We start from the raw sequence: 23152 nt of genomic DNA, 5'->3' as shown, positions 1-23152 counted from the left end.
CGGTCCGAGAACCGCTCACCCGCCGACGACTTCACCTGTCCAGGCCTTGGCACAACCAGCCCAACGACCAAAACCACACAAAGTCACCGGTATTGGATCTAGTACTGCAACGGTGTGAGCTTCCCCGCTGACCTGGACAGCTTGATACTGGGACGGATGGTCCCGGAGGAAGCAGCCCAGGTAGTGAGCAAGCAGAGCAACAGGAGCAAGCGGTACACAGCCGAGTTCAAGCGCGACGCGGTCGAGCTCGCGCTGTCCTCGGACAGGACTGTCACCGAGGTGGCCCGGGATCTCGGCGTCAGCTCCGAGGGGCTGCGGAACTGGGTCAACCAGGCGAAGGTGGACCGGGGCGAGGGCCCGACCGGCGCCCTGACCAGCGCGGAACGCGAGGAGCTGGCCCGGCTGCGGCGGCAGGACCGGGAACAGCAGCAGACCATCGAGCTTCTGAAAAAAGCCGCGGCCTTCTTCGCGCAGGAGACGCTGAAGTAGGCGCCCTGTGCGCCTTCGTCGACGCGGAGAAGGCCACCGAGACGAACCCCGGCGGCTTCAGCGTGGCACTTCTGTGCCGCGTCCTGGGTCTGCCGCGCTCCACCTACTACGCACATGCCGCCACCGCCCCGGCCCGGCGGGTTCGGCAGCGGGCCGAGGAGAGGCTGGTGGGTGAGATCCGGGTGCTGCACGCCGGCTCGCGCGGCGCCTACGGCGTTCCCCGGATCCACGCCGCCCTGGCGCGGGCCGGCCGGGTGGCCAACCGCAAACGCATCGAGCGGCTGATGCGCGAGCACGACATCACCGGCATCACCCGCCGCAGGCGTCGGGGGCTGACCCGGCAGGCCAAGCGGGCCGTGTTCGCCACCGACCTGATCGGCCGGGACTTCACCGCCCCCAGAGCCGGAATGCGACTGGTCGGCGACATGACCGAACTGGTCACCGGGGAAGGGAAGTTGTATCTGGCGACCTGCATCGGCCTGGCCACCCGGGAGGTGGTCGGCTGGGCATTGGCGGACCACCACCGGGCCGAGCTGCCGGTCGCCGCGCTGAGGCTGGCGGCCGGACGCGGACAGTTGGAGGCGGGCTGCATCATGCACACCGACCGCGGCAGCGAGTACACCAGCAGTGAATTCCGGTCTGTGATAAGTGAGTTGGGAATGAGACAGTCGATGGGAAGGGTCGGCTCCTGTTACGATAACGCCGCAGCGGAGAGCTGGTTCGCCCTGTTCAAGGCCGAAATCGGCACCACAGTGTGGGCCACCCGAGCCCAGGCCCGGGCCGACATCTTCCGCTTCATCGAGGTCGAGTACAACCGCACCCGGCACCGCAGGCACCCCCAGCTCGGGTACCTCACCCCATTTGAAACCCGGGCAAGACTGCGGCACGACTTCACCCCCGCAGCGTAGAAACCCGCTGTCCAAGATCAGGGGGAACTTCAGGCCGAAGTCGGTTCGCCACATCCACAACGCCATCTCTGCGGCCTTCGAGACGATCACCGGCACACGGGGGTTGTTGAAGGTCAACCCAGCGCACATCGCGAACCCGTCGACCGGGCGTCAGATCAAGGCTGCGGAGCCGGACTTCACGACCCTCAACGACCAGGAGACGGCGTACTTCCTGGGCGAGATATGGAAGCCGTGCGGCAACAGGGCCTGTGACTATGGGCCGACTCATCACTGCTTGCGGTACGCGCCGCTGTGGACTTCCTACGCGGCCACCTCCTGCCGCCGCAGCGAAGTCCTGGGCTGGATGTGGGACCTCATCAACTGGGGACGAGGGCTCGATTGAACTTGCCTGGGCGGTAGTCGAGGAGGGCAACACCTTCCGGCTGCGCAAGCTCACAAAGGACGGCGACGACAACGCGGTCATCTACGTGGACCAAGCACTGATGAACGTCCTGAAGTGGCAATGGGAGCGCCAGCAGCAGGAGAGGGCCCTCCTCGGTGCGGCCTGGGCGGATCACGGCCTGGTCTTCGCTCGGGACGGGTTCAAGCTCCAGAAGGGGCGGCAGGCGGGCGGCCCGCAGGACCCCGAGAAGGTGTCGGCCCGCTGGCGGACGACCCGGAACCGGCTGCACCTGCCGGGCGACTTCCGGCTGCACGACTGGAGGGCGGAGAAGATCACGAACGATCTCGACGACAAGGAGAACCCGGTGGAGGTCTCCGCCAACGCCCGGCACCACTCGCCGGGCTGCACGATGACGCGCTACGGCCGTCGTCGCGCCGAGGGGGCCAAGAAGCCGGCGGCGTCCAGCGCGAGCCGGATCGGCCTGTTGTCCCTGATCTGACCAGGGAACTTCCGGGGCTGTTGGTCACGTGGTTGGTCACGCCACGGCCCGGAAACGCAAAAAACCCCAGATGGACTGGGGTCTCTGCTGGTGTCCGAGGGGGGACTTGAACCCCCACGCCCGATAAAGGGCACTAGCACCTCAAGCTAGCGCGTCTGCCATTCCGCCACCCGGACTAGGTGTTGTCTTCGCGGGGTGTTCCCCGCGGCGACATGGACAACAGTAGCAAAGATCGCCTGGTAGACCCAAAACCGGGGGCGGTGGGGTGGGCCGGGCTTCGAAAGCGGGGGTGTCCGGGGCCGCACCCTTGGGGTGGGGCGGGTGCTGGGGGAGGATGGCGGGATGGCGCCCGCGGCTCCCGGCCGGGCCGGGGCGGCGCGGGCCGCAGCCGCGCCGGGCGGGCCGAGGTTAGGTGGGAGCGATGAGTGTGGGCAGCGAGCGCGCGGTGACGGCCGAGTCGGAGGTCGCCGAGATCTGCCGTGACCTGATCCGTATCGACACCAGCAATTACGGCGACGGCTCGGGCCCGGGGGAGCGGAAGGCGGCCGAGTACGTCGCCGAGCAGCTCGCCGAGTTCGGGCTGGAACCGCAGATCTTCGAATCGGCGAAGGGCCGCGCCTCCACCGTGGTGCGGATCGAGGGCGAGGACCGCTCCCGTCCCGGGCTGCTGATCCACGGCCACACCGACGTGGTGCCCGCCAACGCCGCCGACTGGACGGTCCACCCGTTCTCCGGCGAGATCACCGACGGCTGCGTGTGGGGCCGCGGCGCGGTCGACATGAAGGACATGGACGCGATGACCCTCGCGGTGGTCCGCGACCGGCTGCGCACCGGCCGCAAGCCCCCGCGCGACCTGGTGCTGGCGTTCCTCGCCGACGAGGAGGCCGGCGGCACCTACGGCGCCCGCTTCCTGGTGGACCGTCACCCCGAGCTGTTCGAGGGCGTCACCGAGGCGATCGGCGAGGTCGGCGGCTTCTCCTTCACCGTGAACGACCAGGCCCGGCTGTACCTGATCGAGACGGCGGAGAAGGGCATGCACTGGATGCGCCTGACCGTCGAGGGCCGCGCCGGGCACGGCTCGATGGAGAACGACGACAACGCCATCACCGAGCTGTGCGAGGCGGTGGCCCGGCTCGGCCGGCACCAGTTCCCGCTGCGCATCACCAAGACCGTCCGGGCGTTCCTGGACGAGCTCTCCGACGCGCTCGGCGTCCGGCTCGACCCGGACGACATGGACGAGACGCTCCGGGTGCTCGGCGGCATCTCCAAGATGATCGGCACCACCCTGCGCAACACCGCCCAGCCCACCATGCTCGGCGCCGGTTACAAGGTGAATGTGATCCCCGGCCAGGCCACCGCGCACGTGGACGGCCGCTTCCTGCCCGGCTACGAGGAGGAGTTCCTGGCCGAGCTGGACAGCGTGCTCGGCCCGCGCGTCAAGCGGGAGAGCCTGCACTACGACAAGGCGCTGGAGACCAGCTTCGACGGTGCCCTGGTCGAGGCCATGCAGACCGCGCTGCGCGCCGAGGACCCGATCGCCCGGGCCGTCCCGTACTGCCTGTCGGGCGGCACCGACGCCAAGTCCTTCCAGGACCTGGGCATCCGCTGCTTCGGCTTCGCCCCGCTCCAGCTCCCGCCGGACCTGGACTTCGCCGGCATGTTCCACGGCGTGGACGAGCGGGTGCCGGTGGACGGCCTGAAGTTCGGCGTCCGGGTGCTGGACCGCTTCATCGACCTGGCCTGACGGCACGCGACGGCACGTAACGGCACGTAACGGCACGTAACGGCACGTGAGGGCACCGGAAATCCCGGAAAATATGAGAAGCAGTCGAGCGTGAGAGATGCCGATCAGCTGTTCGCTTGATCACTTCAACGGGTGAATGTCGGCCCGGCCCCGCATCCCGGGTGCCGGGCCTTCGTTCTTCCGTGTGCAGCCCGGGGGAACGGGCTGGAAACGACCAGGAGGAACAGTCAGATGAAGGTCAAGAAGATCGCTGCCGTCGCCGCCGCCACCGGTGGTCTGGTGCTCGCCGGCGCGGGTGTCGCCTCGGCGCACGGCGGGGCGCACGCGGAAGGCTCCGTGGTCGGCTCCCCGGGCGTGCTCTCCGGCAACCTGATCCAGATCCCGGTGCACGTCCCCGTCAACGTCTGCGGCAACACGATCAACGTGATCGGCCTGCTCAACCCGGCGTTCGGCAACGGCTGCGCGAACTTCTGAAGGGATTGCTGACGGCGTTCCGTCGACGAACGACGGGGCGGCCGACGCCCTGAACTCCCGCCCCCGTACGGCTTCTGCGCCGTACGGGGGCGGACGCGTGTCCGGGGTTGTTAAGGGGCTCCCCGTACGGGTGAACGTCGCGGTTCCCGGAATACCGGAGACCTCACCCGATCGGATGAACTGACTGCAACTGGCTCAACCTTCACCACCGAGGGTCGTTGAACGTAGTGCTGCCGCAATTGCGGCATGGAATTCCGACTATCGGATCGATGAGTGGTCCCGGCTGACGGAATGCCGAATTCATCGGAAGTCGGTTCAGCAATCCACCGGCATCAGTCCACCGGACAGAGAAAACAAGGGGAGTCAATGCGACAGGTCGCCAGGAAAGGCCTCCTCACGGCCATGGCCGCCGGCAGCGTGCTGGCCTCGACCGCGGGCTACGCCCACGCCACTGCCGACGCCCACGGCGTGGCCGCGAACTCGCCGGGCGTCGGCTCGGGGAACGCGGTGCAGGTCCCTGTGGAGCTCCCCGTGAACGCGTGCGGAAACACCCTCAACGTGATCGGCCTGCTCAACCCGGCCTACGGCAACAACTGCGCGAACCACAGCGGCTCCGGCACGGCCGGCACCGGCTCCACCGGCTCGAACAACGGCGGTTCGGGATCCACCGGCTCGAACACCGGCGGCTCGGGGACGTCCGGGACGGGCGCCTCGGCCGGCGGGACGGCCACGAACTCGCCGGGCGTCGGCTCGGGGAACCAGGCGCAGGTGCCGGTCGACGTGCCGGTCAACGCGTGCGGCAACACGATCGACGTGGTGGGCCTCGGCAACCCGGCGTTCGGCAACAACTGCGGCAACCAGGTCGCGCCGCCCGTCGTGCCCCCCACCCCGGTCGTCGAGACGCCGCCGCCGGGCTGCACCCCGCCGAGCGGCGAGTGCACGCCACCGGTCACCCCGCCCGTCACCCCGCCCGTCACTCCGCCCGTCACCCCGCCCGTGGCCCCGCCCGTGACGGAGCGCACCACCCCGCCGGCCACCCACCCCGCGGGCGGCGAGGTCCGGGCCGCCGCGGACAACACCGGCCAGCAGCTTGCCTCCACGGGCGCCTCCGGCCTGGAGATCCTGGCCCCGGCCGGCATCCTGCTGCTGCTCGGCGGCGGCGTGCTGTACCGCCGCTCCCGGGTCCTCGCCCGCCGCTAGAACAAACCCGCCCGGCCCCGGCGGCCGCCGCCGGAAACACCCGCGCCCGGGCCGCCCCGTCGCACGATTCGACGGGGCGGCCCGGGCGCGGGCACGCGCGCTACCAGGTGGAGCGGACCTGCCGGATGATGCGCCGCTTCAGTCGGACCGTCCGGCTGCCGTCGGGATACAGCCGGAGCCGGTCGAGCTCCCAATGCCCGTACTCGGCGTGGTCGGTGAGCAGCTGACGCGCGGCGTTGCGGGACGTGCCGCGTGGCAGACGAAGCGACTGGTACTCGTACTCCGGAAGCCGGACCGGTTTGGTAGGGATCAAGACTTTTCCTCCGCTGCTGTGCTGCCTGCAAGCCTACGGCGCGCCGCCGGCCGGTGGCCGGTTCGGGTCCTTACCGCCCCGGGCGGCAGGACGAGCCTTGCCCGGGGCGGAGCTGACCGTCAATCAGTTTTCCCCTCCGGTAGGGATACCCGCCCCGGGCCGCGCTGATGCGCGGCCGAGGAGTCCCCAACAGGGCCGGAGCGCCCTCGTGAAGCGCGGTGACAGAAAGGGGCGGAACGGACATCCAGGGTGAACTTGCCCGATTTTCAGGGCTGTAGGTGACAACCGCTGTGCGTGTCGTCGCCAGGTGGATATAGCGTCTGCACCATGTCTGATGCCGCGCAGCTGACCATCACCGAGGTACGGGCCGCCGCAGAGGCGGTCAAGGCCGCTATCGACCGCCACCTGCAGGCCGTCTCCAGCTCCACCGAGCCCGGGGATCCGGTCGTCGTGCACGCCTACGAGGAGCTCGCGGCGGCCGCCATTGCCTACGACCAGATCCTTTACGAGGTCTACGACGAGGTCACCCCCTTCGAGATCCCGGGCGACGAGTCCGGGACGGGTTACCAGGGCCCCGAACAGCCCGAGGCGATCAGCGTGCTGATCCGCCGCGACTACCTGATCACCGACCCGAAGCGCCTGCGTGCCCAGGCCGAACGGGTCGACGAGGCGCTCACCCCCGGCGGGGGCAGCGAGGCCGAGGTGACCGCGGCGATCGGCGTGCTGTTCGGCGAGTACGAGCCGGACGAGATCGCCGCCCGGGCCGAGGAGTTCGGCCTTGAGGAGGGCGACTCCACGCTGTGGGTGTCGGCCACCGACCCCGCCGAGCCCGGCGAGTGGCTCCCCGAGCCGTTCGACGGCGCCGACCCGGAGCTGCTGATCTGCCGCTTCGACGTCAGCGAGGTCTACGACGACGAGCTGGACGACTGACGGACCACCCGCCCGACCCGGGAACTCCGAGGGCGAAGGGCCCGGGACGCATCGGCGGCCCGGGCCCTTCGCCGTCCACCCGGCGGCTTCCTGCAGCGGCTTCCTACTGGTCGGTGAGGACCGACCGCAGGCGGGTGGTGCGGTCGGCGGCGGGGCGGTCGGCGACCGCCTGGGCGAGCGCCGGGCCCGCCGCGTGGACCACCGACAGGTGCCGCTCGGCCCGGCCGAACGCCGTGTACACCCACTGCCTGGTCAGCTGCCCGGCCGCGTCCTCCGGCAGTACCACGACCACCGCCGGCCAGCGCCGGCCGACCGCCTGATGGGCCGTCATCGCCCAGCCGTGGCGCAGCTTCGCGGCCTGCTGCGGGGAGAGCGTCAGCCGCCCGCCGTCAGCCAGCTCCAGGTGCAGGCCGGCGGCGTCGCCGTCCAGCACCCGCCCGGGCAGGTTGACGCCCAGCGCGGGGGAGTGCACCACCCGGTCGCCCGGGTCGAAGCCGCCGAACCGGCCCGGGCCGGGGTTCAATCTGGCCTTCGCGGCGGCGTTCAGCGCCCGGGTGCCGGCCGGGCCGCCGTGGCCAGGCGTCAGCAGCACCGTCTGCTCGGACGGGATCGACAGGGCGCGCGGAATGGAGTCGGTGAGCAGCTGCACGGCGCGGTGCACGGCCTCGCCGCCGTCCTTGGCGGTGAGGATCACCACCTCCTTGTCGGGGGCGTCCACCGGCTGGAGCTCGCCGATGCCGATGCCCGAGACCAGCTCGCCGATCGGCCCGAAGTCCGGCGTGCGGGACGCCACCGCCGGGCACGCCTTGGCGGCCAGCAGGTCGGCGAAGAACCGGCCCGGGCCGGCCGACCACAGGCCGCCCGGGTCGCCGGACAGCACCAGCCGGGTGCCGTCCGCGAGCGCCTCCAGCAGCGTGGCGGCGGTCTCCACGTCGAGCAGCGGGGCGTCCAGCACCACCAGCACGTCCAGCGGCAGGGTGCCGTCCACCGCGCGCGGCAGCCGCTCGCCGTACAGCAGTTCGGCCAGGGTGCCGATCCGGTCGGCGGCGGGGGAGCCCTCGGGGAGCAGCGCGGCCAGCGCGTCCCGGCCCTGACCCGTCCAGGTCGCCGCCCAGGCCCGCAGGCCGAGCCCGGCGGCGGCGTGCAGCAGCGCGGCCGGTTCGGCGCGGGCCGACTCGCCGCCGGTGTGCAGCACTAGACCGGACCCGGCGGCGGTGCGCACCAGCTCCTGCGCTGACCGGGACGGCGCGGCCTCGGCCGCCGCCTCCCACGCGGCCGGGCCGGGCTGCTGCACTGGGGCTTCCGCAGCCGCGCCCTCCTCGACGGTCTCCTCGGCAGCGTCCTCGACCGGCTCCTCGTCCGGCGCGAACTCGTCCGTGTCCTCGCCCGGCGCGAAGGTGGACAGCAGCCGGACCAGGCCCTCGCCGAGGCTCTCCTCCGCCAGCGCCAGGCGCTCCAGGGCGAGCAGGGTGCGGACGGGCGGCTCCTCGTCCTCGTCGTGGCTGCCGGGCGGCATCGGCAGCTCCTCCTGGAACGGCATCACCCGCCCGTCCTCCAGCACCGCCTGGAGCGCGCCCGCCGCGTCGGGGACGTGCTGGGCGCGCAGCGCCTCGGAGACCTCGCCGAGCTCCTGCGCGGAGTGCCCGCGCAGCGCGGCCTGCTCCAGCAGCCAGGCCACCAGCGCCTGGGCGCGCCGCGGGTCGCCGGGCTGCGCCTTCGGGCCGAGCAGCCCGCGGGCGAAGCCGTCGGCGTGCTCGGGGCGGACGCCGGGCAGCGAGAGCACCGCCCACGGGTCCTCGCGCAGCTGTTCGGCCGCGTCCTCACCGAGCGCGGCGACCGCGGCGGGGGCGAGCTGCGCGGGCGCGCCGCCGGCCGCCAGCACCTCGGCGACGGCCGTCAGCGCGGCCTGCCGCTGGGCGTCGGCGGTCGGGCCGTCGGCGCGCGGCGCGGCGGACGAGCCGGGGGCGGACGGCTCGTCAGGGCTGCCCGAGCCGCTCCGGCCGACGGCCCGGATCGCTTCGGCGAGGGCGGCGACGGTACCGGCGTGCTGCTCGGCGGCCGGGGCCGGGCTCTCCTCGGGGGTGGTCATGCGGAAGGCTCCTTCAGCGGGCCGGACGGCTACAGCTCCGTCCAGCCCTGGTCCGGGTAGCGGTGCACCGGGGCCGACACGTCGTCCAGGGCAGCGCGGATCTCACTCGGAAGCGTAAGGGCCTCCACCGACAGTGAGGACTGCAGCTGGGCGGCGGTGCGGGCCCCCAGCAGGGCGGCCGACACGCCGGGGCGGTCGCGGACCCAGGCGAGCGCGACCTTCAGCGGCGTGGAGGCCAGACCGTCGGCGGCGGTCGCCAGTGCGTCGACGATCCGGCGGGACGTCTCGCCCAGGTACGGCTTGACCGGCCCGGCGGGGTGCTGGCCGGCGCCGCGCGACTCCGCCGGCACACCGTGCCGGTACTTGCCGGTGAGCACGCCCCGGCCGAGCGGCGAGCCGGCCAGCAGGCCCACCCCGGCGTCCAGCGCGGCGGGCAGCGCCTCGCGTTCGATACCGCGCTGGAGCAGCGAGTACTCGAGCTGGACGGCGGCCAGCGGGGCGCGGCCGGGCGAAGCGCGCTGCCAGGCCGCGGACTTGGCGAGCTGCCAGCCGCTGTACTGGCACACCCCGGCGTACCGGGCCCGGCCGGAGGAGACCGCCAGGTCGAGCGCGTGCAGGGTCTCCTCGGTGGGCGTCGCCGGGTCGTACGCGTGCACCTGCCACAGGTCGACGTGGTCGGTGCCGAGGCGGCGCAGCGAGGCGTCCAGGGCGTTCAGCAGGTGGCCGCGGGAGCTGTTGTGGCGCCCGGAGCCGGGCAGCAGGCCGGCCTTGGTGGCGATCACCAGCTCGGAGCGCGGGATCAGGCCGTCGGTCAGCCGGGACAGCAGGTACTCGGCGCCGCCGTCGGCGTAGACGTCGGCGGTGTCCACCAGGGTGCCGCCGGCGTCCACGAAGGCCTTCAACTGCTCGGCGGCCTCGTGCTCGTCGGTGTCCCGGCCCCAGGTGAGGGTGCCCAGGCCGAGCCGGGAGACCCGCAGACCGGTGCGCCCGAGCTGTCGCTGTTGCATCGCGTCCCTCCGTCAACCCTGCTGCGCCACCCGCGACGGCGCAGGTCGGGGGCGGTGCCCCCCACGTGCGTGAGAGTAGCGGCGAAACCGGTTGCCGCCCGGGACGACCCGCCCGGCCGACAGGCTCAGCAGTACGTCTCGACGAACAGCAGGACGCGGCCGTCGCCGTCGGTGAACTCGTGCGTTTCGTGGATGGGCAGCTCGGCGGCGCCGAACCGGGCCCGCGCCGCCAGCCAGGCGGCCGGGCGATCGTCCGCCCCGAGGAAGCGGGGGAGCCACTGCCCGGCCCGGTCGTCGTAGGCCACTCCCATCGACGTCCGGTCGGCGGTGACGGCGAGCCGCTTGGCCCGGCGAACGTCCAGCGGCCCGCGGGTGAGACGCCAGTGGCAGCCGTCGGCGACGGGCATCGGGTGGCAGGAGACCTCGGGCTTGTCCTCCGGCGGTGCGGGCATGGCCGCCACCAGGTCGGCGAAGGTCGGGGCGGGTGGTCGCTTCCTGGGCATCCGGGCAGCAGTTCAGGGCGGTGTGGGGACAACGTGGCTACCGGCCAGTAGTGTGACCGCCGACACGGGGGCTACTCTCACCGCACCACCTGGACCGGAAGGCAGTGGGCACATGCGACTCGGGATCAACCTCGGCTACTGGGGACTCGGCCTGGACGCCGACAACATCGCCGTCGCCCAGGAGGCGGACCGCCTCGGCTACGCGGTCTGCTGGGCCGCCGAGGCGTACGGCTCGGACGCCGCCACCGTGCTGTCGTACGTCGCCGCGAAGACCGAACGGATCGACGTCGGCTCCGCGATCTTCCAGATCCCGGCCCGCACCCCCGCGATGACCGCGATGACCGCCGCCACCCTCGACACCCTCTCCGGCGGCCGCTTCCGGCTCGGCCTCGGCGTCTCCGGCCCGCAGGTCTCCGAGGGCTGGTACGGCGTCAGGTTCGACAAGCCACTGGCCCGCACCCGCGAGTACGTGGAGATCATCCGCAAGGCGATGTCCCGCGAGCGGCTCGTCCACGACGGCGCCAACTGGACGCTGCCGCTGCCCGGCGGGCCCGGCAAGGCGCTCAAGCTCACCGTCCACCCCGTCCGCGAGCACATCCCGCTGTACATCGCCTCCATGGGCCCGAAGAACCTCGAACTCACCGGCGAGATCGCCGACGGCTGGCTCGGCCTGTTCTTCTCCCCCGAACACGCCGCCCTCTCCGTGGACGCCCTCGCCGCCGGCCGAACCAAGGCCGGCCTCGGTCTGGACGGTTTCGACCTCTGCCCCACCGTCAACATCGCGGTCGGCGACGACATCCACGCCGCCGCCGACACCCTGCGCGACTACACCGCCCTCTACCTCGGCGGCATGGGCAGCAAAGAGAAGAACTTCTACAGTCAGCTCGCCCGCCGGATGGGCTTCGAGCAGGCCGCCGACGAAGTCCAGACCCGCTACCTCGCCCACGACAAGCCCGGCGCCGCGGCCGCCGTCCCGCACGACTTCATCGACGCCACCGCCCTCCTCGGCGACACCGCCCGCATCGCCGACCGCATGCAGGCCTACGCCGCCGCCGGCGTCACCACCTTGACCCTTGCTCCCGCCGGCTGGACGCTCGACGAGCGGATCGCCGCCCTGCGCACGGGAGTTGACGCCCTGGAGCGGGCCGGCCTCGCCTGACGCAGCCGATGGTGCTGTCAGGTGGTGTCCCCGTTCGGGTGCGGAGGGCTGCTGGTGGGTCCGCTCGGATCGCTCGGGTTGTTCCGGCCGCGCGATTCGAGCCAGCGGTGGTACCGTTCGGCCGGGTCGGGCCGGGGTCTCCACTCGGTGATCGGGCCGTGCGATGGGTTCGGAGGGGGAATCGGGCTAGGAGTAAACTTCGGTGGTTCGTAGTATTTGCAGCCCATGCCGTGGGGCCCGGGATCCATAGTCAGATCGCTCATTCTTGTGGGGCCGGTGGGGCCGTGGTAGCTGCTGCCTTCGGAGGCGGCGCCGGGTTTGTTGAATGTCGGTGGGCGGTCCTGGTCCCCGTCCCCGCCGGCGCGGGTGAGGTCGGAGTGCGGGCCGCCGCCGGGGCCGGGCGGGGCGCTATGGTGCTTGGCCGAGGCGGCGCCGGCGTGCAGGCCGGCGCCCGCGCCGCCGGAGAGGCCGGAGCCGAGCAGGCTGGAGGTGTCGACCTTGCCGGTGGTCAGGTACTGGGTGGCGGCGTCGGCGCCGACCCCGGTGGCCGCGCCGATCGCGGCCTTCCCGGGCAGCGACCGCGCGGCGCTGCCCAGGCCGAGCCGGCCGGCCGCGCCGCCCAGCCCCTTGCCGACCAGGTGACCGGAGGCACCGCCGATCGCGCCGGCGAGGGCGTTCTGGCCCAGCTCCTTCAGGTCGATGTTCCGGCGGTGCCCCTCGGCGAGCTCGATGCCCTGGGCGAGCAGGTCGATCGCGGCCATCTGGGCGGCCTGCCTGGCCGCCATCGCCAGCGTCTCCTTCAGCAGCGTCTTCAAAACCGTCGAAACCGCCGTCCTGCCCGCCGCGACGAACGCCGGTATCTGCGCCATCGAAGCACCGGCGGTCACCGGAGCCTCGGCCTCGGCGGTGGCGATCTCGAACGCCAGGATGCCCAGCTGTGCGACGATCTGGATCTTCGCCGTCTCCGCCGCGTTGGCGACCTGCTCCAGCAGGTCGCCCATCCCGTCCAGCGCGTTGACCACACCACCGAGCCGGCCCGGGTCGTCCACGCTGCCCGATCCGACCGAGAACCTGACCCAGTACGCGCCCAGCGCGTCGGCCGCGGCGCCCTGCTGCCCGTCGAGAGCACGCCGAACCGCCGAATCCGCGCCCTGCGCAGCCTCCTTGAGCCCCTCGGCCGCCCGGCGGCAGTGCTCGGCCATCTCCCGCAACCGGTCCTCGTCCGCCTCCGGCCAACGGCAACCCGCCAGCAGGAGCAGGACCCACTGAAGCGGCTCGGGGAGTTCAACGGCCACGGACTGGTACCTCCGACTGCGAACGGTCCACGACGGCGCCCGGCCGCCACCGCGCCCGGAACAAGCCGTCCGGAGAAGCGGGTTCGAGCAGGAGCGAAGGTATCCGGCCCGACCACCCGCGTCCCGGCGGAACCACCGGCAGAAGTACGGGCCGCCGATTCCTGCCGGTGCGCGCCCCGCTGGTATGTTCCTGACGCATCATCCGCCGACGCGCCAACAGAGTCGCCGCCGCGACCCGCGCAGGCGGCCGGCACCACGGTCAGGGGCGCAGTCCTCGAACCGTCCCGGCGCCCGCCGTAAGGAGCCCGTCGTGCCGCTCACCCGCCAGGCGCCGCGCATCGCGCCCGCCGTCCGGCCGTGACCGCCCCCGGCGAGTTCGGCGCACTGCTGCGCCGACTGCGACTGCGCGCGGGCCACAGCCAGGAACACCTCGCGCACGCCGCCGGGCTCGGCGTGCGCACCCTCACCGACCTGGAACGCGGCAGGGCCCGCGGGCCGCAGCGCCGCACCGTCGAGGCACTCACCCGGGCCCTGGCCCTGGACCCGGACGACGCCCGCGCGCTGGAGGCCGCCGCCGCCCTGGGCCGCCCACGCGCCGTGCGCGCGGCGCCACTCGCCGGTACGCTCGCCCTTCCCCGCGACCTGCGGGACTTCACCGCGCGTACCGAAGCACTGGACAGCGTGCGGGAGTTGGCCTCCCACACGGACCACGGCCCGGCCCCCGTCGCCCTGATCACCGGTCAACCGGGCCTGGGCAAGAGCGCGTTCGCCATCCACGTCGCCCACCTGCTCGCACCCGACTACCCCGACGGCCAACTCGGCCTCGACCTGCGCGGCACGGACGAGCGGCCGACCGACCCGCGCGAGGCACTGGCCAGGCTCCTGCGCGCCCTCGCGGTGGACGAGAGCGCCATTCCCCGCAGCACCGAGGAATGTTCGGGCCTGTGGCGCACCCTCACGGCGGACCGCCGGCTGCTCATCCTCCTCGACAACGCCGCGGACGAGGAGCAGGTACGCCCGATGCTGCCCGACCGGGGCAGCTCACTGACCCTGGTGACCAGCAGGCACTCGCTGGCCGGTCTGGAGTCGTCGCACCGGACGGACCTCGGCCTGCTGCGCCGGGAGGAGGCCGTCCGCCTGCTGACCCGCATCCTCGGCGCCGACCGGGTCGCCGCCGAGGAACAGGCCGCCCGCGATCTCGCCGACCTGTGCGGCCGGCTGCCGCTGGCCATCCGGGTGGCCGGCCAACGGCTGGCCGCGCGACCGGCCGAACGCATCGGCACCCTCGTGTCGCACCTCACCGACGAGGAAAGACGGCTGGACGCCCTTCGCGCCGGCAGCCTGGAGGTGCGCGCGGCGTTCGCCCTCTCCTACCGCCGCCTCGCGCCCCCCGCACGCACACTGCTGCGTCGCGCCGCGCTCGCGCAAGGACCGGACTTCAGCGCCCACACCCTCGCCCTGCTCGCCGACCTGCCCCTGCGCCGAGCACGGCAACTGGCCGAGGACCTCGAACAGCAGGGACTGCTGCAAGCCACCCCGCAGCCGGACCGCTACCGCTTCCACGACCTGCTGCGCCTGTTCGCGGCCGAGCAGCTCGTCGAGGAGGACGACCCTGCCGCGATCGAACGGATCCGGTCGCAGGCCGCCCGCCGGCTACTGGCCCGGGCCGAGGCCGCCGCCGCGCACTTCGACGCTGAACACGACCGCCCCGCCGTGCGCGATCCCGACCCGTCCACCGCACCGACCGACGCCGGACAGGCCCGCGCCTGGCTGGAGGCCGAACGGGAGCAGTGGCTGTGGGCCCTGCGGCACGCCCACGACCGCGGGCTGCACCGCGAGGTCGTGGACACCGCCGAGGCCATGCACTGGTTCTCCGACCGCACCCAGCACTGGGAGCAGTGGACCGAGGTGTTCGAGCTGTCGGCGGCATCGGCCGAAGCCATCGGCTCGCGCGCCGAGCAGGCCGCCCACCTCAACTACCTGGCCTGGGCGCACAACCTCCGCACCTACGACCACCAGCGGGCACTGGAGACCGCCGACCGGGCCCTCGCCGCCGCGCTCGCCGCCGGAGACCGCCTGCAACAGGGCTGGGCCCTCGGCTACGGAGCCGGAGCCCTGCACCGCCTGGGCCGCACGGAGGAGGCCACCGCCCGGATGCGGTCCGCCGCCGACTGCCACCAGCACAATCCCGACCCGCGCAGCCGGCTCGCGGAAGTGAGCGCCTGGAACGCCCTCGGCACCCTGCTGCGCGACGCGGGCGAAGCCGGAGAGGCGCTCACGGTCCACCGCCGCAGCGAAGCCATCTGCCACGCCGGGATCCCCGGCCAGACCCCCACACTCCACACCGTCTACCTCGCCATCACCGAGCACCAACTCGGCTGCGACCTGGCCGCCCTGACCCGCTGGAGCGAAGCCGAGCCGCCGCTGCGCCGGGCGCTGGCCGCGTTCGAGTCGCTCGACATGCCGGCCTGGAGCGAGCCCGTCCGGCTCGACCTCGCCGTCGCCCTGCACCACCAGGGACGCCGCGACGAGGCCCGGGCCGCGCTGACCACGGCCCATCGCGCGCTCGTCGGCCTCAACCACCGGCGCCACACCGAAGCGGCCGACCTGCTGCACAAGTCGGCCACCGAACCTGCGGGCTGAACCCCCGAAAGCGAGGATGGCGAAGGTCGAGGTGGAACGAGTTCCGCACCATGGCAGTCGCGGTGGCGCTCGCGCTGGTCATGGGTCATCGCCACCACCACCGGCCTGGCGGTGGCAGTGCTGTGCCTCGCGCCCTTCGCCGTGGGCGCTCTCGTCCTGCGCAGGGATGCGGTGCTATCCGTCGAGCATCTTGAAGGCCCCGGCATCGAACCCGGTCGGCTTGAACGACCACTTGGCCACCTCGACGTACGTGACGATGCAGTGGTCGCCCTTGAAGACCTCGATCGGCCAGCCGCGGAAGTTGTAGACGGAGCGGGCGGGCACTTCGTCGGCGCTGGCCGCGTCCATGCAGCGGCCGAAGTACTCGGGTGCCCGGGTCCACATTTTGCCGGTGTAGTCGCTGTTCTGGTAGAAGCAGGTCTTGTTGAACGGGCAGACCGGTGCCATGCGGAACCTCAGTAGGTCCGAGTGGAGATTTCCCGTTCCGGTGTCGGGCGGGTAGACGGAATTGGGCGGCCCGGAGCAGTCGGTGTTCTTGTATGCCTCAAGCTGGAAGCGGGTCTGGTTCCAGAAGGACAAGGTCCTGGAGCGGGTTCCGTCGCGCCAGTTGGACTGGAACTCGAAGCACCGCCCCATGGGCAGGCCCTCCCGCCTGAACTGGCCCTGGAAGTCCTTCTCGGACCAGAAGCACATTCCGACATCGGGGCAGACGTCGTTGGCCGCGTGGGCGGGCGACGAAATCGCCGGCAGGGTGGCGGCCAGCAGGAGCACTGTGGTGGCGGCTGCGCGATGAATCGCTGACGTACGCATGCACATCCTTGCGGTCGCAGGGGTGAAAGTGATCCGTCTGCATGGTAGGGGGTCGGCGAACCGAATTCGCGAAGAAATTGATAAGTAGTTAATTACCACTTTAGCGGGAATGATTTAATGCCTTGCCGATTGTCGCGTATGCGTGGTCTCCGATGAAGGCGCGCTCGCTTGCGGCGCATTCATGACTTCCTGTGTTCACTCCAGTACATTCGGCGGCGGCCTCTCTTTTTCGGGCAAATCGGTGCCGACTGCCAAAAACTCTGGAGGAATCGTGGCGCGCTTCCGTACCCGTCTGACGCTGATCGGCTCGGCCGCAGCGCTTGCCGCCGGCGCTGTCGTCCCCGCGCAGTTCGCCGGGGCGCAACCCGCCGCCGCCGTAGACCGGCAGTGGGTCGCCCTGGGTGACTCGTACACCGCCGGGGTCATCCCCGCCGCCGGCGACGTCTTCGAGATCCCCCGGGACGGCTGCGAGCGCACCGACCAGTCCTACCCGCAGGTCATCGACCGTGACCTCGGCTCGCTCGTCGAGCTGACCAACGTCAGCTGCGGCGCAGCCACCATCGCGAACGTCACCGACGAAGCCCAGGAGCCGCTCGGCCGTCACCTGCCGCCGTTCTCCGAGGATCCGGACTACCCGTTCCCCCCGGTCCCGCCGCAGTCCGCGGCAGTGGGCCCGAACACCGACGTCATCACCGTCGGCGTGGGAGGAAACACCCTCGGCTTCGGTGAGTTCGTCACCAAGTGCGCGGAGCTGGGTCAGGGGAGCGGTGGCGTGGGCACCCCGTGCAAGGACGAACTGGCCGCCGGTATCCCGGCCCGGTTGAACAAGGTGCGCGAGCAGTACGACCGAATGCTCGCCGTGCTTCACGAGCGAGCCCCGCACGCGAGGATCCTGACCGTCGGCTACCCCACTGTCGTTCCCAAGGACACCTCCAAGTGCCGCTACAACGACCTGTCCCAGTTCGGCTCGGTCACCCAGGGGGACTTGGACTGGCTGCGCCAGGACGTTCTGGAACCCCTCAACAGGACCATTGAGAAGTCGACCGGCACACAGAAGACGGCGAGCTTCGTCAACCTCTACGACTCCTCGCGGGACCACAGCGTCTGCGACTCCGGCAAGTGGGTGGAAGGCTTCATCACTCCCCCCGACCAGCTGTCCCTCGTGCACCCCAACGCCCGCGGCCACCGCAACGCCGCCGACCACGTCGAAGACGCGATGCTGAACGCCCTCGGCTGACCCGCACCCGATCTCCGTGCAGCGGTGGCGCCCGCCGTACGGTCGGCCTTCTATCGCGCTTCAGTTCCGTTTCTCAGCAGATCTCCAATGGATCACTCGAACTGCTGACCGTGGCTGTACGGGGTGACCGCGACGGGCAATGCTCGGGTCGGCATTGACCCGCACGAAACGGAGACCGACATGGCCGAGGACGACGAGGTGACCTACCAGGTCACGTCCAACGACGAAGAGCAGTACTCGCTCTGGCCCGCGGGCCGGGAGCTTCCGCCCGGCTGGAAGGCCGCGGGCAAGACCGGCACCAAGGAGGAGTGCATGGCCTACATCAAGGAGGTGTGGACGGACATGCGCCCCCGTTCCCTGCGGGAGTCGATGGGCTAGGCACAGCTGCCCCGGGGCGCGCGAGAACCGCCGGCCCGACACTCGCCCCGGTCAGGCCCTTCGGAGCCTCGCCGGGGCGAAGTGCTGCCTCCTGGCGGGGGGGGGGGGTCGTCCAGCCGCCGGGCCGCCCGGGCGCTCGACGGGCGGATCGCCGTGCGGCGCACGGGAGGTGACGCCCCGGAGAGGCCGGGTCCGGCCCTGGACGGATCGAACACCGGCCCTCGAACAACGAGTAAAGGTGCTGGCAAGAAAGCGTTTTGACGGGGTAAGTGGTTCCGATACGATCACCCGCGTTCGCCGCCGTGGCAGTGCGCTCCGGCGAAGGGCGACGCACCTCTGAACCACTGTTCCTTGGGGGACCCTTGAGCATACGCCGTTCGATCGCCACCGCCGTCTTCGTTGCCGCGGTCTCCGCTCCGACCGTCCTCGGCTCCACCCCCGCCCTTGCCGACAGCGCGCCCGCCCCCACCGGCCAGTCTCAGCCGGACGCGCCCGTTGCCGATGTCCCGGCGGCGGACGCCCCGGCGGAGACCGGCCCCGCCACGCCCGCGCCCTCCACCGTCATCTCGCCGGAGGAGGAAGCCGAACTGCGGGCCCGGCTGGCCAAGGTGATCGAGGAGCCGGGGCACAGCCGGTACTTCTACGAGCACGCCAAGGCGGCGATGGCCGGCACGGCCGAGGACGTCAAGCACTTCCTGGACGTCGAGATGGCGCAGATCATCCGCAGCGACAAGCGCGTCCGGGTCTCGCAGATCCTGGAGCAGGCCACGCCGGGCAGCCGCCTGGCGGAGGCCGCGAGCAAGGCGCTGGACGGCGACGACGCGGCGATCGACCACTTCCTGGAGGTCGAGGCCCCGAGGCTGCTCGCCAACGACCGCTGGTGGAAGGTGCTCCACCAGCTGGTCCGGCCGGGCAGCTCGCTCACCATCACCGAGGCTGCCGCCCAGGTGCTGAGCGCGGACGACGCCGAGGCCTTCCGGTCCGACCTGAAGAACGTCAGTGACGACGACGCCCGGCTGTGGCTCTCCCAGGCCATGTCGCTGGGCGGGCCCGAGGTCCGGAAGGCCGCCGGTGAGGCCCTGGACGCGAACACCTCCGAGGCCTTGCACACCTTCCTGCTCACCGGCCTGGCCGAGGCCCAGGCCCGGGACACCGCCAACGCCCAGCAGACGGGCGGCGGCAACAACGGCGGCGGCAACAGCGGCAACACCGGCGGCAACAACGGCGGCGGCACCGGCGGAAACGACGGCAACACCGGCGGCACCGGCAACACCGGCGGCGGCACCACCCCGAACCAGGGCGGCCAGGGCGGCGGCACCACCGTCACCCCGGCGTCCGACACGACCCAGACCGGCACCGGCACGGGTACCAACACCTCCGGTACCAACACCTCCGGTACCAACACCTCCGGCACGGGCACCTCCGGCACGGGCACCCTCGCCTCCACCGGTGTCGACGCCCCGCTCGGCACCCTGGCCGCCACCGGCGCGGCCTCCGTGGCCCTCGGCAGCGCCCTGGTGGCCGCCCGTCGCCGCCGCCAGCGGCAGGCCTGACGCTCCGCCTGTCGAACGTTCGGGTCGGCCCGGCCCCGCAGCACCCCCCTCGCGGCGTCGAACAGTAGGTAAAGGAAAAGGCAAGAAAACCCCGCAGTGGGCAAGTGGTTTCGATACGATCACCTCGTCCGTCGCCGTGACAGCGCGTCACAGCGGCGGACGACGCGTCTTATGGAGCGCTGTTCCTTGGGGGGAACCTTGAACATTCGCCGTTCGATCGCCACTACCGTCCTCGTCGCGGCGGTCTCCGTCCCGACCGTCCTCGGCGCCACCCCGGCCCTGGCCGACACCACGCCCGCGCCCGCCGCGCAGTCACAGTCGGCCGCCGGGTCCGTGCTCTCCTCCGACATCACGCCGGAGGAGGAGATCGAGCTGCGGGCGCGGCTGGCGGCAGTGATCGCGGAGCCCGGGCACAGCCGGTACTTCTACGAGCACGCCCAGGCGGCGATGGCAGGCACGGCCGAGGACGTCAAGCGCTTCCTCGAGGTCGAGATGCCGCAGATCATCCGCGACGACAGGCGCGTCAAGGTGGCCGTGATCCTCTCCAAGGCCACGCCCGGCAGCCCGATCGCGGCGGCCGCGAACAGGGCGCTGAGCGGCGGCGACGCGGAGATCGACTACTTCCTCGACGTCGAGTACCCGCAGCTCCTCGACGACGAGCGCTGGCGGAAGGTGATCGACCGGCTGATCCGGCCGGGCAGCTCGCTCACCCTCACCGAGGCCGCCACCCAGGCGCTGAGCGCGGACGACTTCGCGGCGTTCCAGGCCGGCCTGGACACCATCGGCGACAGCGACATCCGGGTGCGGCTTGCCCGGGCCATGTACCTCGGCGGCCCCGAGGTCAAGAAGCTCGTCAACGAGGCCCTGAGCTCGAACGACTCCGCGTTCCTGCGCCACGTCCTGCTCGTCGGCCTGGCCGAGGCCCAGGCCCGCGACGCCGCCAACGGCTTCTGAGTCGGCCGCGGCAGTCCCGACGATCGGCCCGAAGGCCCGGCACCCCCGCCGGGCCTTTCGGCCTTCGGTGGGTGCGCCTACAGCCAGCCCGCGCGTTTGAACAGGCGGTGCAGGACGACACAGACGCCGCCCATCACGGCCAGCGCGGCGGGGTAGCCCCAGGGCTGGCTGAGTTCCGGCATGTGCTCGAAGTTCATGCCGTAGATGCCGGCGATCATGGTGGGGACGGCGGCCAGGGCGGCCCAGGCGGAGATCTTCCGCATGTCGTCGTTCTGCTGGACGCTGACCTGGGCGAGGTTGGCGGAGAGGATGTCGGAGAGCAGCCGGTCCAGGCTCTCCACCACCTCGTTGACCTTGGCCAGGTGGTCGGCGACGTCCCGGAAGTAGGGGCGCAGTTCGGCGGGGACGAAGGGCACCCTGACCTCGCCGACGGCGGTGCCGGTCCGGGTGAAGCGCAGGGCGGGCTCCATCAGCGGGTAGGTGGCCTTGCGGAAGTTCACCACCTGCCGTTTGAAGGCGTAGATGCGCTCGGCGGCGCCGCGGACCCGGCCGGGGGAGAAGATCTCGGCCTCCAACTCGTCCAGGTCCGTCTGGAGTTCGGTGGCCACGTCGAGGTACTGGTCGACCGCCATGTCGCAGATCGCGTAGAGCACGGCGGCGGGGCCGTGGGCGAGCAGTTCGGGCTGCTTCTCGAGGTCGGCCCGCAGGTCCTTGAGGGGGCTCTCCGGCCCGTGGCGGACCGTCATCACGTACGAGTCGCCCAGAAATATCATCAGCTCGCCGATGGAGACCGACTCGTCCTTCGGGTGGTACCCGGCGGTCTTCAGAACGGTGAACACCGAGTCCTGGTAGATGTCCACCTTCGGGCGCTGATGCGCCGTCAACGCGTCCTCGACCGCCAGCGGGTGCAGGCCGAACTCGTCGACGGCATGGTCGAATTCGGCCCTCGTCGGGTCCGCCAGGCCGATCCACACGAAGCCGTCGCCGGACGCTCGGACCGCCTCCAGCGCGTCCGAGAAGTCCTCCGGTCCCTCGGTGCGCCGCCCGTCCCGGTAAGTGCCGCAATCCACGATCATGCCCGCCATTGTGACCCGAACCCCCGGGCCGCCGGGAGGGGTGCACCCCGTACGCTTGCGGTATGCCCACCCTGCTGCTCGTGCGCCACGGCCGCTCCACCGCCAACACCGCCGGAATCCTGGCCGGCTGGACGCCCGGCGTCGACCTGGACGACACCGGCCGCGCGCAGGCCGCCGCCCTGCCCGAACGGCTGGCCGGACTGCCCGTCGCCCGCCTGGTCAGCAGCCCGCTGGAGCGCTGCCGCCAGACCCTGGAACCGCTGGTCGCCGCCCGCCCCGAACTCGGCCCGCCCGACCTCGACGAGCGGCTTGGCGAATGCCACTACGGCGACTGGACCGGCCGCCCGCTGTCCGAACTCGCCGACGAGCCGCTCTGGCGCACCGTCCAGGACCACGCCTCGGGCGCGGCCTTCCCCGGCGGCGAATCGCTGCGCACGCTCAGCCACCGCACCGTGGACGCCGTCCGCGAGTGGAACGAGAAGATCGCCGTCGAACACGGCCCGGACGCGCTCTGGGCGGTCGCCACCCACGGCGACGTGATCAAGGCGATCGTCGCGGACGCCCTCGGCCTGCACCTCGACCACTTCCAGCGGATCTCCGTCGAGCCGTGCTCCGTCACCGCGATCCGCTACACCCCGAACCGCCCGTACCTGCTGCGCCTCGGCGACACCGGCACCCTGGCCTCGCTCGCCCCGCGCCCGCACGGCCACTCGGTCGGCGACGACGCGGTGGTCGGCGGCGAGACCGGCACCGTCTGAGCCCGGCCGGGCCGGCACCGCTCGGCGGCGACGCCGGCACCGTCTGAGCCCGGCCGGGCCGGCACCGCACCAGCCCCACCGTCCCCACCGGGAATCCGCGCCACCCGCGCCCCACGGCAGGCCCGTTTGGCCGTAGGGTGAGAGGCGAGAAGACCGCACACCCCCGTACCGGAGCGAGCAGCGTGTCCCGTCAGGTCCACTTCTACGACCAGCCCGAGCGGTTCGTGGCCGGCACCGTCGGCCAGCCCGGCGCCCGGGCGTTCTACCTGCAGGCCTCCTCGCGCGGCCGGATCACCAGCGTCCTGCTGGAGAAGGCCCAGGTCGCCGCCCTCGCCGAACGCATCGAGGAAGTCCTCGACGAGGCGCTGCGGCGCAGCGGCGGCGACGCCTCCATCCCGGCCGCCGCGCCCGTCGACCTGCTCGACGCCGCCCCGCTCGACCTGCCGCTGGAGCAGGAGTTCCGGGTCGGCACCATGGCCCTCGCCTGGGACGCCCGCGAGGAGTGCCTGGTGATCGAGGCGCAGGCGTACGTCGAGGAGTCCGAGGACGAGGACGAGATCGAGGTCTTCGACGACGAGAACGGCCCCGACCTGCTGCGGGTGCGGCTCAGCGGCGCGATGGCCCGGGTGTTCGCCAAGCGCGCCCTCGACCTGGTCGAGGCGGGCCGCAAGCCCTGCCCGTTCTGCAACCTGCCGCTCGACCCCGAGGGCCACCTGTGCCCCCGCGCGAACGGCTACCGGCGCTGAACGAG

Annotated in this window: 23 protein-coding genes and 1 tRNA gene; 16 read left to right on the top strand and 8 right to left on the bottom strand. The window is 72.0% G+C overall.

What is annotated here, in order from left to right; genetic code table 11:
* Positions 1 to 183: 183 nt before the first annotated feature.
* The 4 genes from ACFYST_RS22335 (at position 184) to ACFYST_RS22320 (ending at position 2278) form a co-directional block, all read left to right on the top strand.
* On the top strand, positions 184 to 489 hold the full coding sequence (locus ACFYST_RS22335) for a transposase (RefSeq protein WP_387864792.1): 306 nt from the start codon (positions 184 to 186) through the stop codon (positions 487 to 489).
* A 5-nt stretch (positions 490 to 494) separates the two neighbouring features.
* Positions 495 to 1397, top strand: coding sequence for an IS3 family transposase (locus tag ACFYST_RS22330; RefSeq protein WP_387864806.1), 903 nt, complete (start codon positions 495 to 497; stop codon positions 1395 to 1397).
* 106 nt (positions 1398 to 1503) lie between these two features.
* Positions 1504 to 1779 carry a hypothetical protein gene (locus ACFYST_RS22325; protein ID WP_387864789.1) on the top strand — a complete coding sequence of 92 codons (276 nt, stop codon included), beginning with the start codon at positions 1504 to 1506 and terminating at the stop codon, positions 1777 to 1779.
* Positions 1780 to 1879: 100 nt separating this feature from the next.
* Positions 1880 to 2278 (top strand): hypothetical protein, encoded by a 399-nt coding sequence (locus tag ACFYST_RS22320; RefSeq protein ID WP_387864787.1) that lies wholly within the window; start codon positions 1880 to 1882, stop codon positions 2276 to 2278.
* An 88-nt stretch (positions 2279 to 2366) separates the two neighbouring features.
* Here the strand turns inward: ACFYST_RS22320 and ACFYST_RS22315 are convergent.
* Positions 2367 to 2454 (bottom strand) — tRNA-Leu (locus ACFYST_RS22315).
* 245 nt (positions 2455 to 2699) lie between these two features.
* Here ACFYST_RS22315 and ACFYST_RS22310 point away from each other — a divergent pair.
* The 3 genes from ACFYST_RS22310 to ACFYST_RS22300 all read left to right on the top strand — a co-directional run bounded on the left by ACFYST_RS22310 (position 2700) and on the right by ACFYST_RS22300 (position 5696).
* Positions 2700 to 4022 (top strand): M20/M25/M40 family metallo-hydrolase, encoded by a 1323-nt coding sequence (locus ACFYST_RS22310; protein ID WP_387634082.1) that lies wholly within the window; start codon positions 2700 to 2702, stop codon positions 4020 to 4022.
* Between the two features lie 231 nt (positions 4023 to 4253).
* Positions 4254 to 4496 carry a chaplin gene (locus ACFYST_RS22305; RefSeq protein ID WP_387864785.1) on the top strand — a complete coding sequence of 81 codons (243 nt, stop codon included), beginning with the start codon at positions 4254 to 4256 and terminating at the stop codon, positions 4494 to 4496.
* Positions 4497 to 4862: 366 nt separating this feature from the next.
* The gene (locus ACFYST_RS22300; RefSeq protein WP_387864783.1) at positions 4863 to 5696 is read left to right on the top strand and encodes a chaplin; all 834 of its coding nucleotides are present in this window, start codon (positions 4863 to 4865) and stop codon (positions 5694 to 5696) included.
* Positions 5697 to 5796: 100 nt separating this feature from the next.
* On the opposite strand, the gene ACFYST_RS22295 is transcribed toward ACFYST_RS22300, so the two are convergent.
* Complete coding sequence (locus ACFYST_RS22295) at positions 5797 to 6006, bottom strand: DUF5703 family protein (RefSeq protein WP_035874678.1); 210 nt, start codon at positions 6004 to 6006, stop codon at positions 5797 to 5799.
* A gap of 330 nt (positions 6007 to 6336) precedes the next feature.
* Between ACFYST_RS22295 and ACFYST_RS22290 the strand changes: the two genes are divergently transcribed.
* The gene (locus tag ACFYST_RS22290) at positions 6337 to 6939 is read left to right on the top strand and encodes a hypothetical protein (RefSeq protein ID WP_387634076.1); all 603 of its coding nucleotides are present in this window, start codon (positions 6337 to 6339) and stop codon (positions 6937 to 6939) included.
* 103 nt (positions 6940 to 7042) lie between these two features.
* On the opposite strand, the gene ACFYST_RS22285 is transcribed toward ACFYST_RS22290, so the two are convergent.
* The 3 genes from ACFYST_RS22285 to ACFYST_RS22275 form a co-directional block, all read right to left on the bottom strand.
* Positions 7043 to 9028 (bottom strand): helix-hairpin-helix domain-containing protein, encoded by a 1986-nt coding sequence (locus ACFYST_RS22285; RefSeq protein WP_387864780.1) that lies wholly within the window; start codon positions 9026 to 9028, stop codon positions 7043 to 7045.
* A 29-nt stretch (positions 9029 to 9057) separates the two neighbouring features.
* Positions 9058 to 10035 carry an aldo/keto reductase gene (locus ACFYST_RS22280; protein ID WP_387864778.1) on the bottom strand — a complete coding sequence of 326 codons (978 nt, stop codon included), beginning with the start codon at positions 10033 to 10035 and terminating at the stop codon, positions 9058 to 9060.
* Between the two features lie 125 nt (positions 10036 to 10160).
* Positions 10161 to 10538, bottom strand: a complete 378-nt coding sequence (locus ACFYST_RS22275) for a hypothetical protein (RefSeq protein WP_387864776.1) — start codon at positions 10536 to 10538, stop codon at positions 10161 to 10163.
* Between the two features lie 112 nt (positions 10539 to 10650).
* Between ACFYST_RS22275 and ACFYST_RS22270 the strand changes: the two genes are divergently transcribed.
* Positions 10651 to 11697, top strand: coding sequence for an LLM class F420-dependent oxidoreductase (locus tag ACFYST_RS22270; protein ID WP_387864774.1), 1047 nt, complete (start codon positions 10651 to 10653; stop codon positions 11695 to 11697).
* 17 nt (positions 11698 to 11714) lie between these two features.
* Here ACFYST_RS22270 and ACFYST_RS22265 read toward each other — a convergent pair whose 3' ends face one another.
* On the bottom strand, positions 11715 to 12992 hold the full coding sequence (locus tag ACFYST_RS22265) for a WXG100 family type VII secretion target (RefSeq protein WP_387864771.1): 1278 nt from the start codon (positions 12990 to 12992) through the stop codon (positions 11715 to 11717).
* A 357-nt stretch (positions 12993 to 13349) separates the two neighbouring features.
* On the opposite strand from ACFYST_RS22265, the gene ACFYST_RS22260 reads away from it, so the two are divergent.
* On the top strand, positions 13350 to 15635 hold the full coding sequence (locus ACFYST_RS22260; protein ID WP_387864768.1) for a helix-turn-helix domain-containing protein: 2286 nt from the start codon (positions 13350 to 13352) through the stop codon (positions 15633 to 15635).
* 174 nt (positions 15636 to 15809) lie between these two features.
* Here ACFYST_RS22260 and ACFYST_RS22255 read toward each other — a convergent pair whose 3' ends face one another.
* Complete coding sequence (locus ACFYST_RS22255) at positions 15810 to 16445, bottom strand: peptidase inhibitor family I36 protein (RefSeq protein WP_387864765.1); 636 nt, start codon at positions 16443 to 16445, stop codon at positions 15810 to 15812.
* 271 nt (positions 16446 to 16716) lie between these two features.
* Here ACFYST_RS22255 and ACFYST_RS22250 point away from each other — a divergent pair, with 271 nt between their 5' ends.
* From ACFYST_RS22250 to ACFYST_RS22235, 4 genes are all read left to right on the top strand, one after another.
* Positions 16717 to 17682 (top strand): SGNH/GDSL hydrolase family protein, encoded by a 966-nt coding sequence (locus tag ACFYST_RS22250; RefSeq protein ID WP_387864762.1) that lies wholly within the window; start codon positions 16717 to 16719, stop codon positions 17680 to 17682.
* A gap of 180 nt (positions 17683 to 17862) precedes the next feature.
* Positions 17863 to 18060, top strand: a complete 198-nt coding sequence (locus ACFYST_RS22245) for an MbtH family protein (protein ID WP_387634058.1) — start codon at positions 17863 to 17865, stop codon at positions 18058 to 18060.
* A gap of 362 nt (positions 18061 to 18422) precedes the next feature.
* Positions 18423 to 19613, top strand: a complete 1191-nt coding sequence (locus tag ACFYST_RS22240; protein ID WP_387864760.1) for an ALF repeat-containing protein — start codon at positions 18423 to 18425, stop codon at positions 19611 to 19613.
* Between the two features lie 198 nt (positions 19614 to 19811).
* Positions 19812 to 20567 carry a hypothetical protein gene (locus ACFYST_RS22235; RefSeq protein WP_387864757.1) on the top strand — a complete coding sequence of 252 codons (756 nt, stop codon included), beginning with the start codon at positions 19812 to 19814 and terminating at the stop codon, positions 20565 to 20567.
* A 77-nt stretch (positions 20568 to 20644) separates the two neighbouring features.
* On the opposite strand, the gene ACFYST_RS22230 is transcribed toward ACFYST_RS22235, so the two are convergent.
* Positions 20645 to 21643, bottom strand: coding sequence for a magnesium and cobalt transport protein CorA (locus ACFYST_RS22230; protein ID WP_387634052.1), 999 nt, complete (start codon positions 21641 to 21643; stop codon positions 20645 to 20647).
* 62 nt (positions 21644 to 21705) lie between these two features.
* On the opposite strand from ACFYST_RS22230, the gene ACFYST_RS22225 reads away from it, so the two are divergent.
* Both ACFYST_RS22225 and ACFYST_RS22220 read left to right on the top strand, forming a co-directional pair.
* A complete protein-coding gene (locus ACFYST_RS22225; RefSeq protein WP_387864754.1) occupies positions 21706 to 22401 on the top strand; it encodes a histidine phosphatase family protein in 696 nt (231 codons plus the stop codon).
* A 182-nt stretch (positions 22402 to 22583) separates the two neighbouring features.
* Positions 22584 to 23147, top strand: a complete 564-nt coding sequence (locus ACFYST_RS22220) for a DUF3090 domain-containing protein (RefSeq protein WP_387634048.1) — start codon at positions 22584 to 22586, stop codon at positions 23145 to 23147.
* Positions 23148 to 23152 lie beyond the last annotated feature (5 nt).

It is taken from the genome of Kitasatospora sp. NPDC004614, assembly GCF_042873675.1.
Taxonomy (GTDB): domain Bacteria; phylum Actinomycetota; class Actinomycetes; order Streptomycetales; family Streptomycetaceae; genus Kitasatospora.
Note: the sequence above shows the minus strand (reverse complement) of the source record. Positions and strands in the feature narration are given on the sequence as shown.

Excerpts from the sequence above, each read along its gene's own strand:
- ACFYST_RS22225 (WP_387864754.1), top strand. The coding sequence starts at position 21,706 with ATGCCCACCCTGCTGCTCGTGCGCCACGGCCGCTCCACCGCCAACACC.
- ACFYST_RS22245 (WP_387634058.1), top strand. The coding sequence starts at position 17,863 with ATGGCCGAGGACGACGAGGTGACCTACCAGGTCACGTCCAACGACGAA.
- ACFYST_RS22280 (WP_387864778.1), bottom strand. The coding sequence starts at position 10,035 with ATGCAACAGCGACAGCTCGGGCGCACCGGTCTGCGGGTCTCCCGGCTC.
- ACFYST_RS22310 (WP_387634082.1), top strand. The coding sequence starts at position 2,700 with ATGAGTGTGGGCAGCGAGCGCGCGGTGACGGCCGAGTCGGAGGTCGCC.
- ACFYST_RS22275 (WP_387864776.1), bottom strand. The coding sequence starts at position 10,538 with ATGCCCAGGAAGCGACCACCCGCCCCGACCTTCGCCGACCTGGTGGCG.
- ACFYST_RS22230 (WP_387634052.1), bottom strand. The coding sequence starts at position 21,643 with ATGATCGTGGATTGCGGCACTTACCGGGACGGGCGGCGCACCGAGGGA.
- ACFYST_RS22285 (WP_387864780.1), bottom strand. The coding sequence starts at position 9,028 with ATGACCACCCCCGAGGAGAGCCCGGCCCCGGCCGCCGAGCAGCACGCC.
- ACFYST_RS22305 (WP_387864785.1), top strand. The coding sequence starts at position 4,254 with ATGAAGGTCAAGAAGATCGCTGCCGTCGCCGCCGCCACCGGTGGTCTG.
- ACFYST_RS22320 (WP_387864787.1), top strand. The coding sequence starts at position 1,880 with ATGAACGTCCTGAAGTGGCAATGGGAGCGCCAGCAGCAGGAGAGGGCC.
- ACFYST_RS22255 (WP_387864765.1), bottom strand. The coding sequence starts at position 16,445 with ATGCGTACGTCAGCGATTCATCGCGCAGCCGCCACCACAGTGCTCCTG.
- ACFYST_RS22290 (WP_387634076.1), top strand. The coding sequence starts at position 6,337 with ATGTCTGATGCCGCGCAGCTGACCATCACCGAGGTACGGGCCGCCGCA.
- ACFYST_RS22300 (WP_387864783.1), top strand. The coding sequence starts at position 4,863 with ATGCGACAGGTCGCCAGGAAAGGCCTCCTCACGGCCATGGCCGCCGGC.
- ACFYST_RS22270 (WP_387864774.1), top strand. The coding sequence starts at position 10,651 with ATGCGACTCGGGATCAACCTCGGCTACTGGGGACTCGGCCTGGACGCC.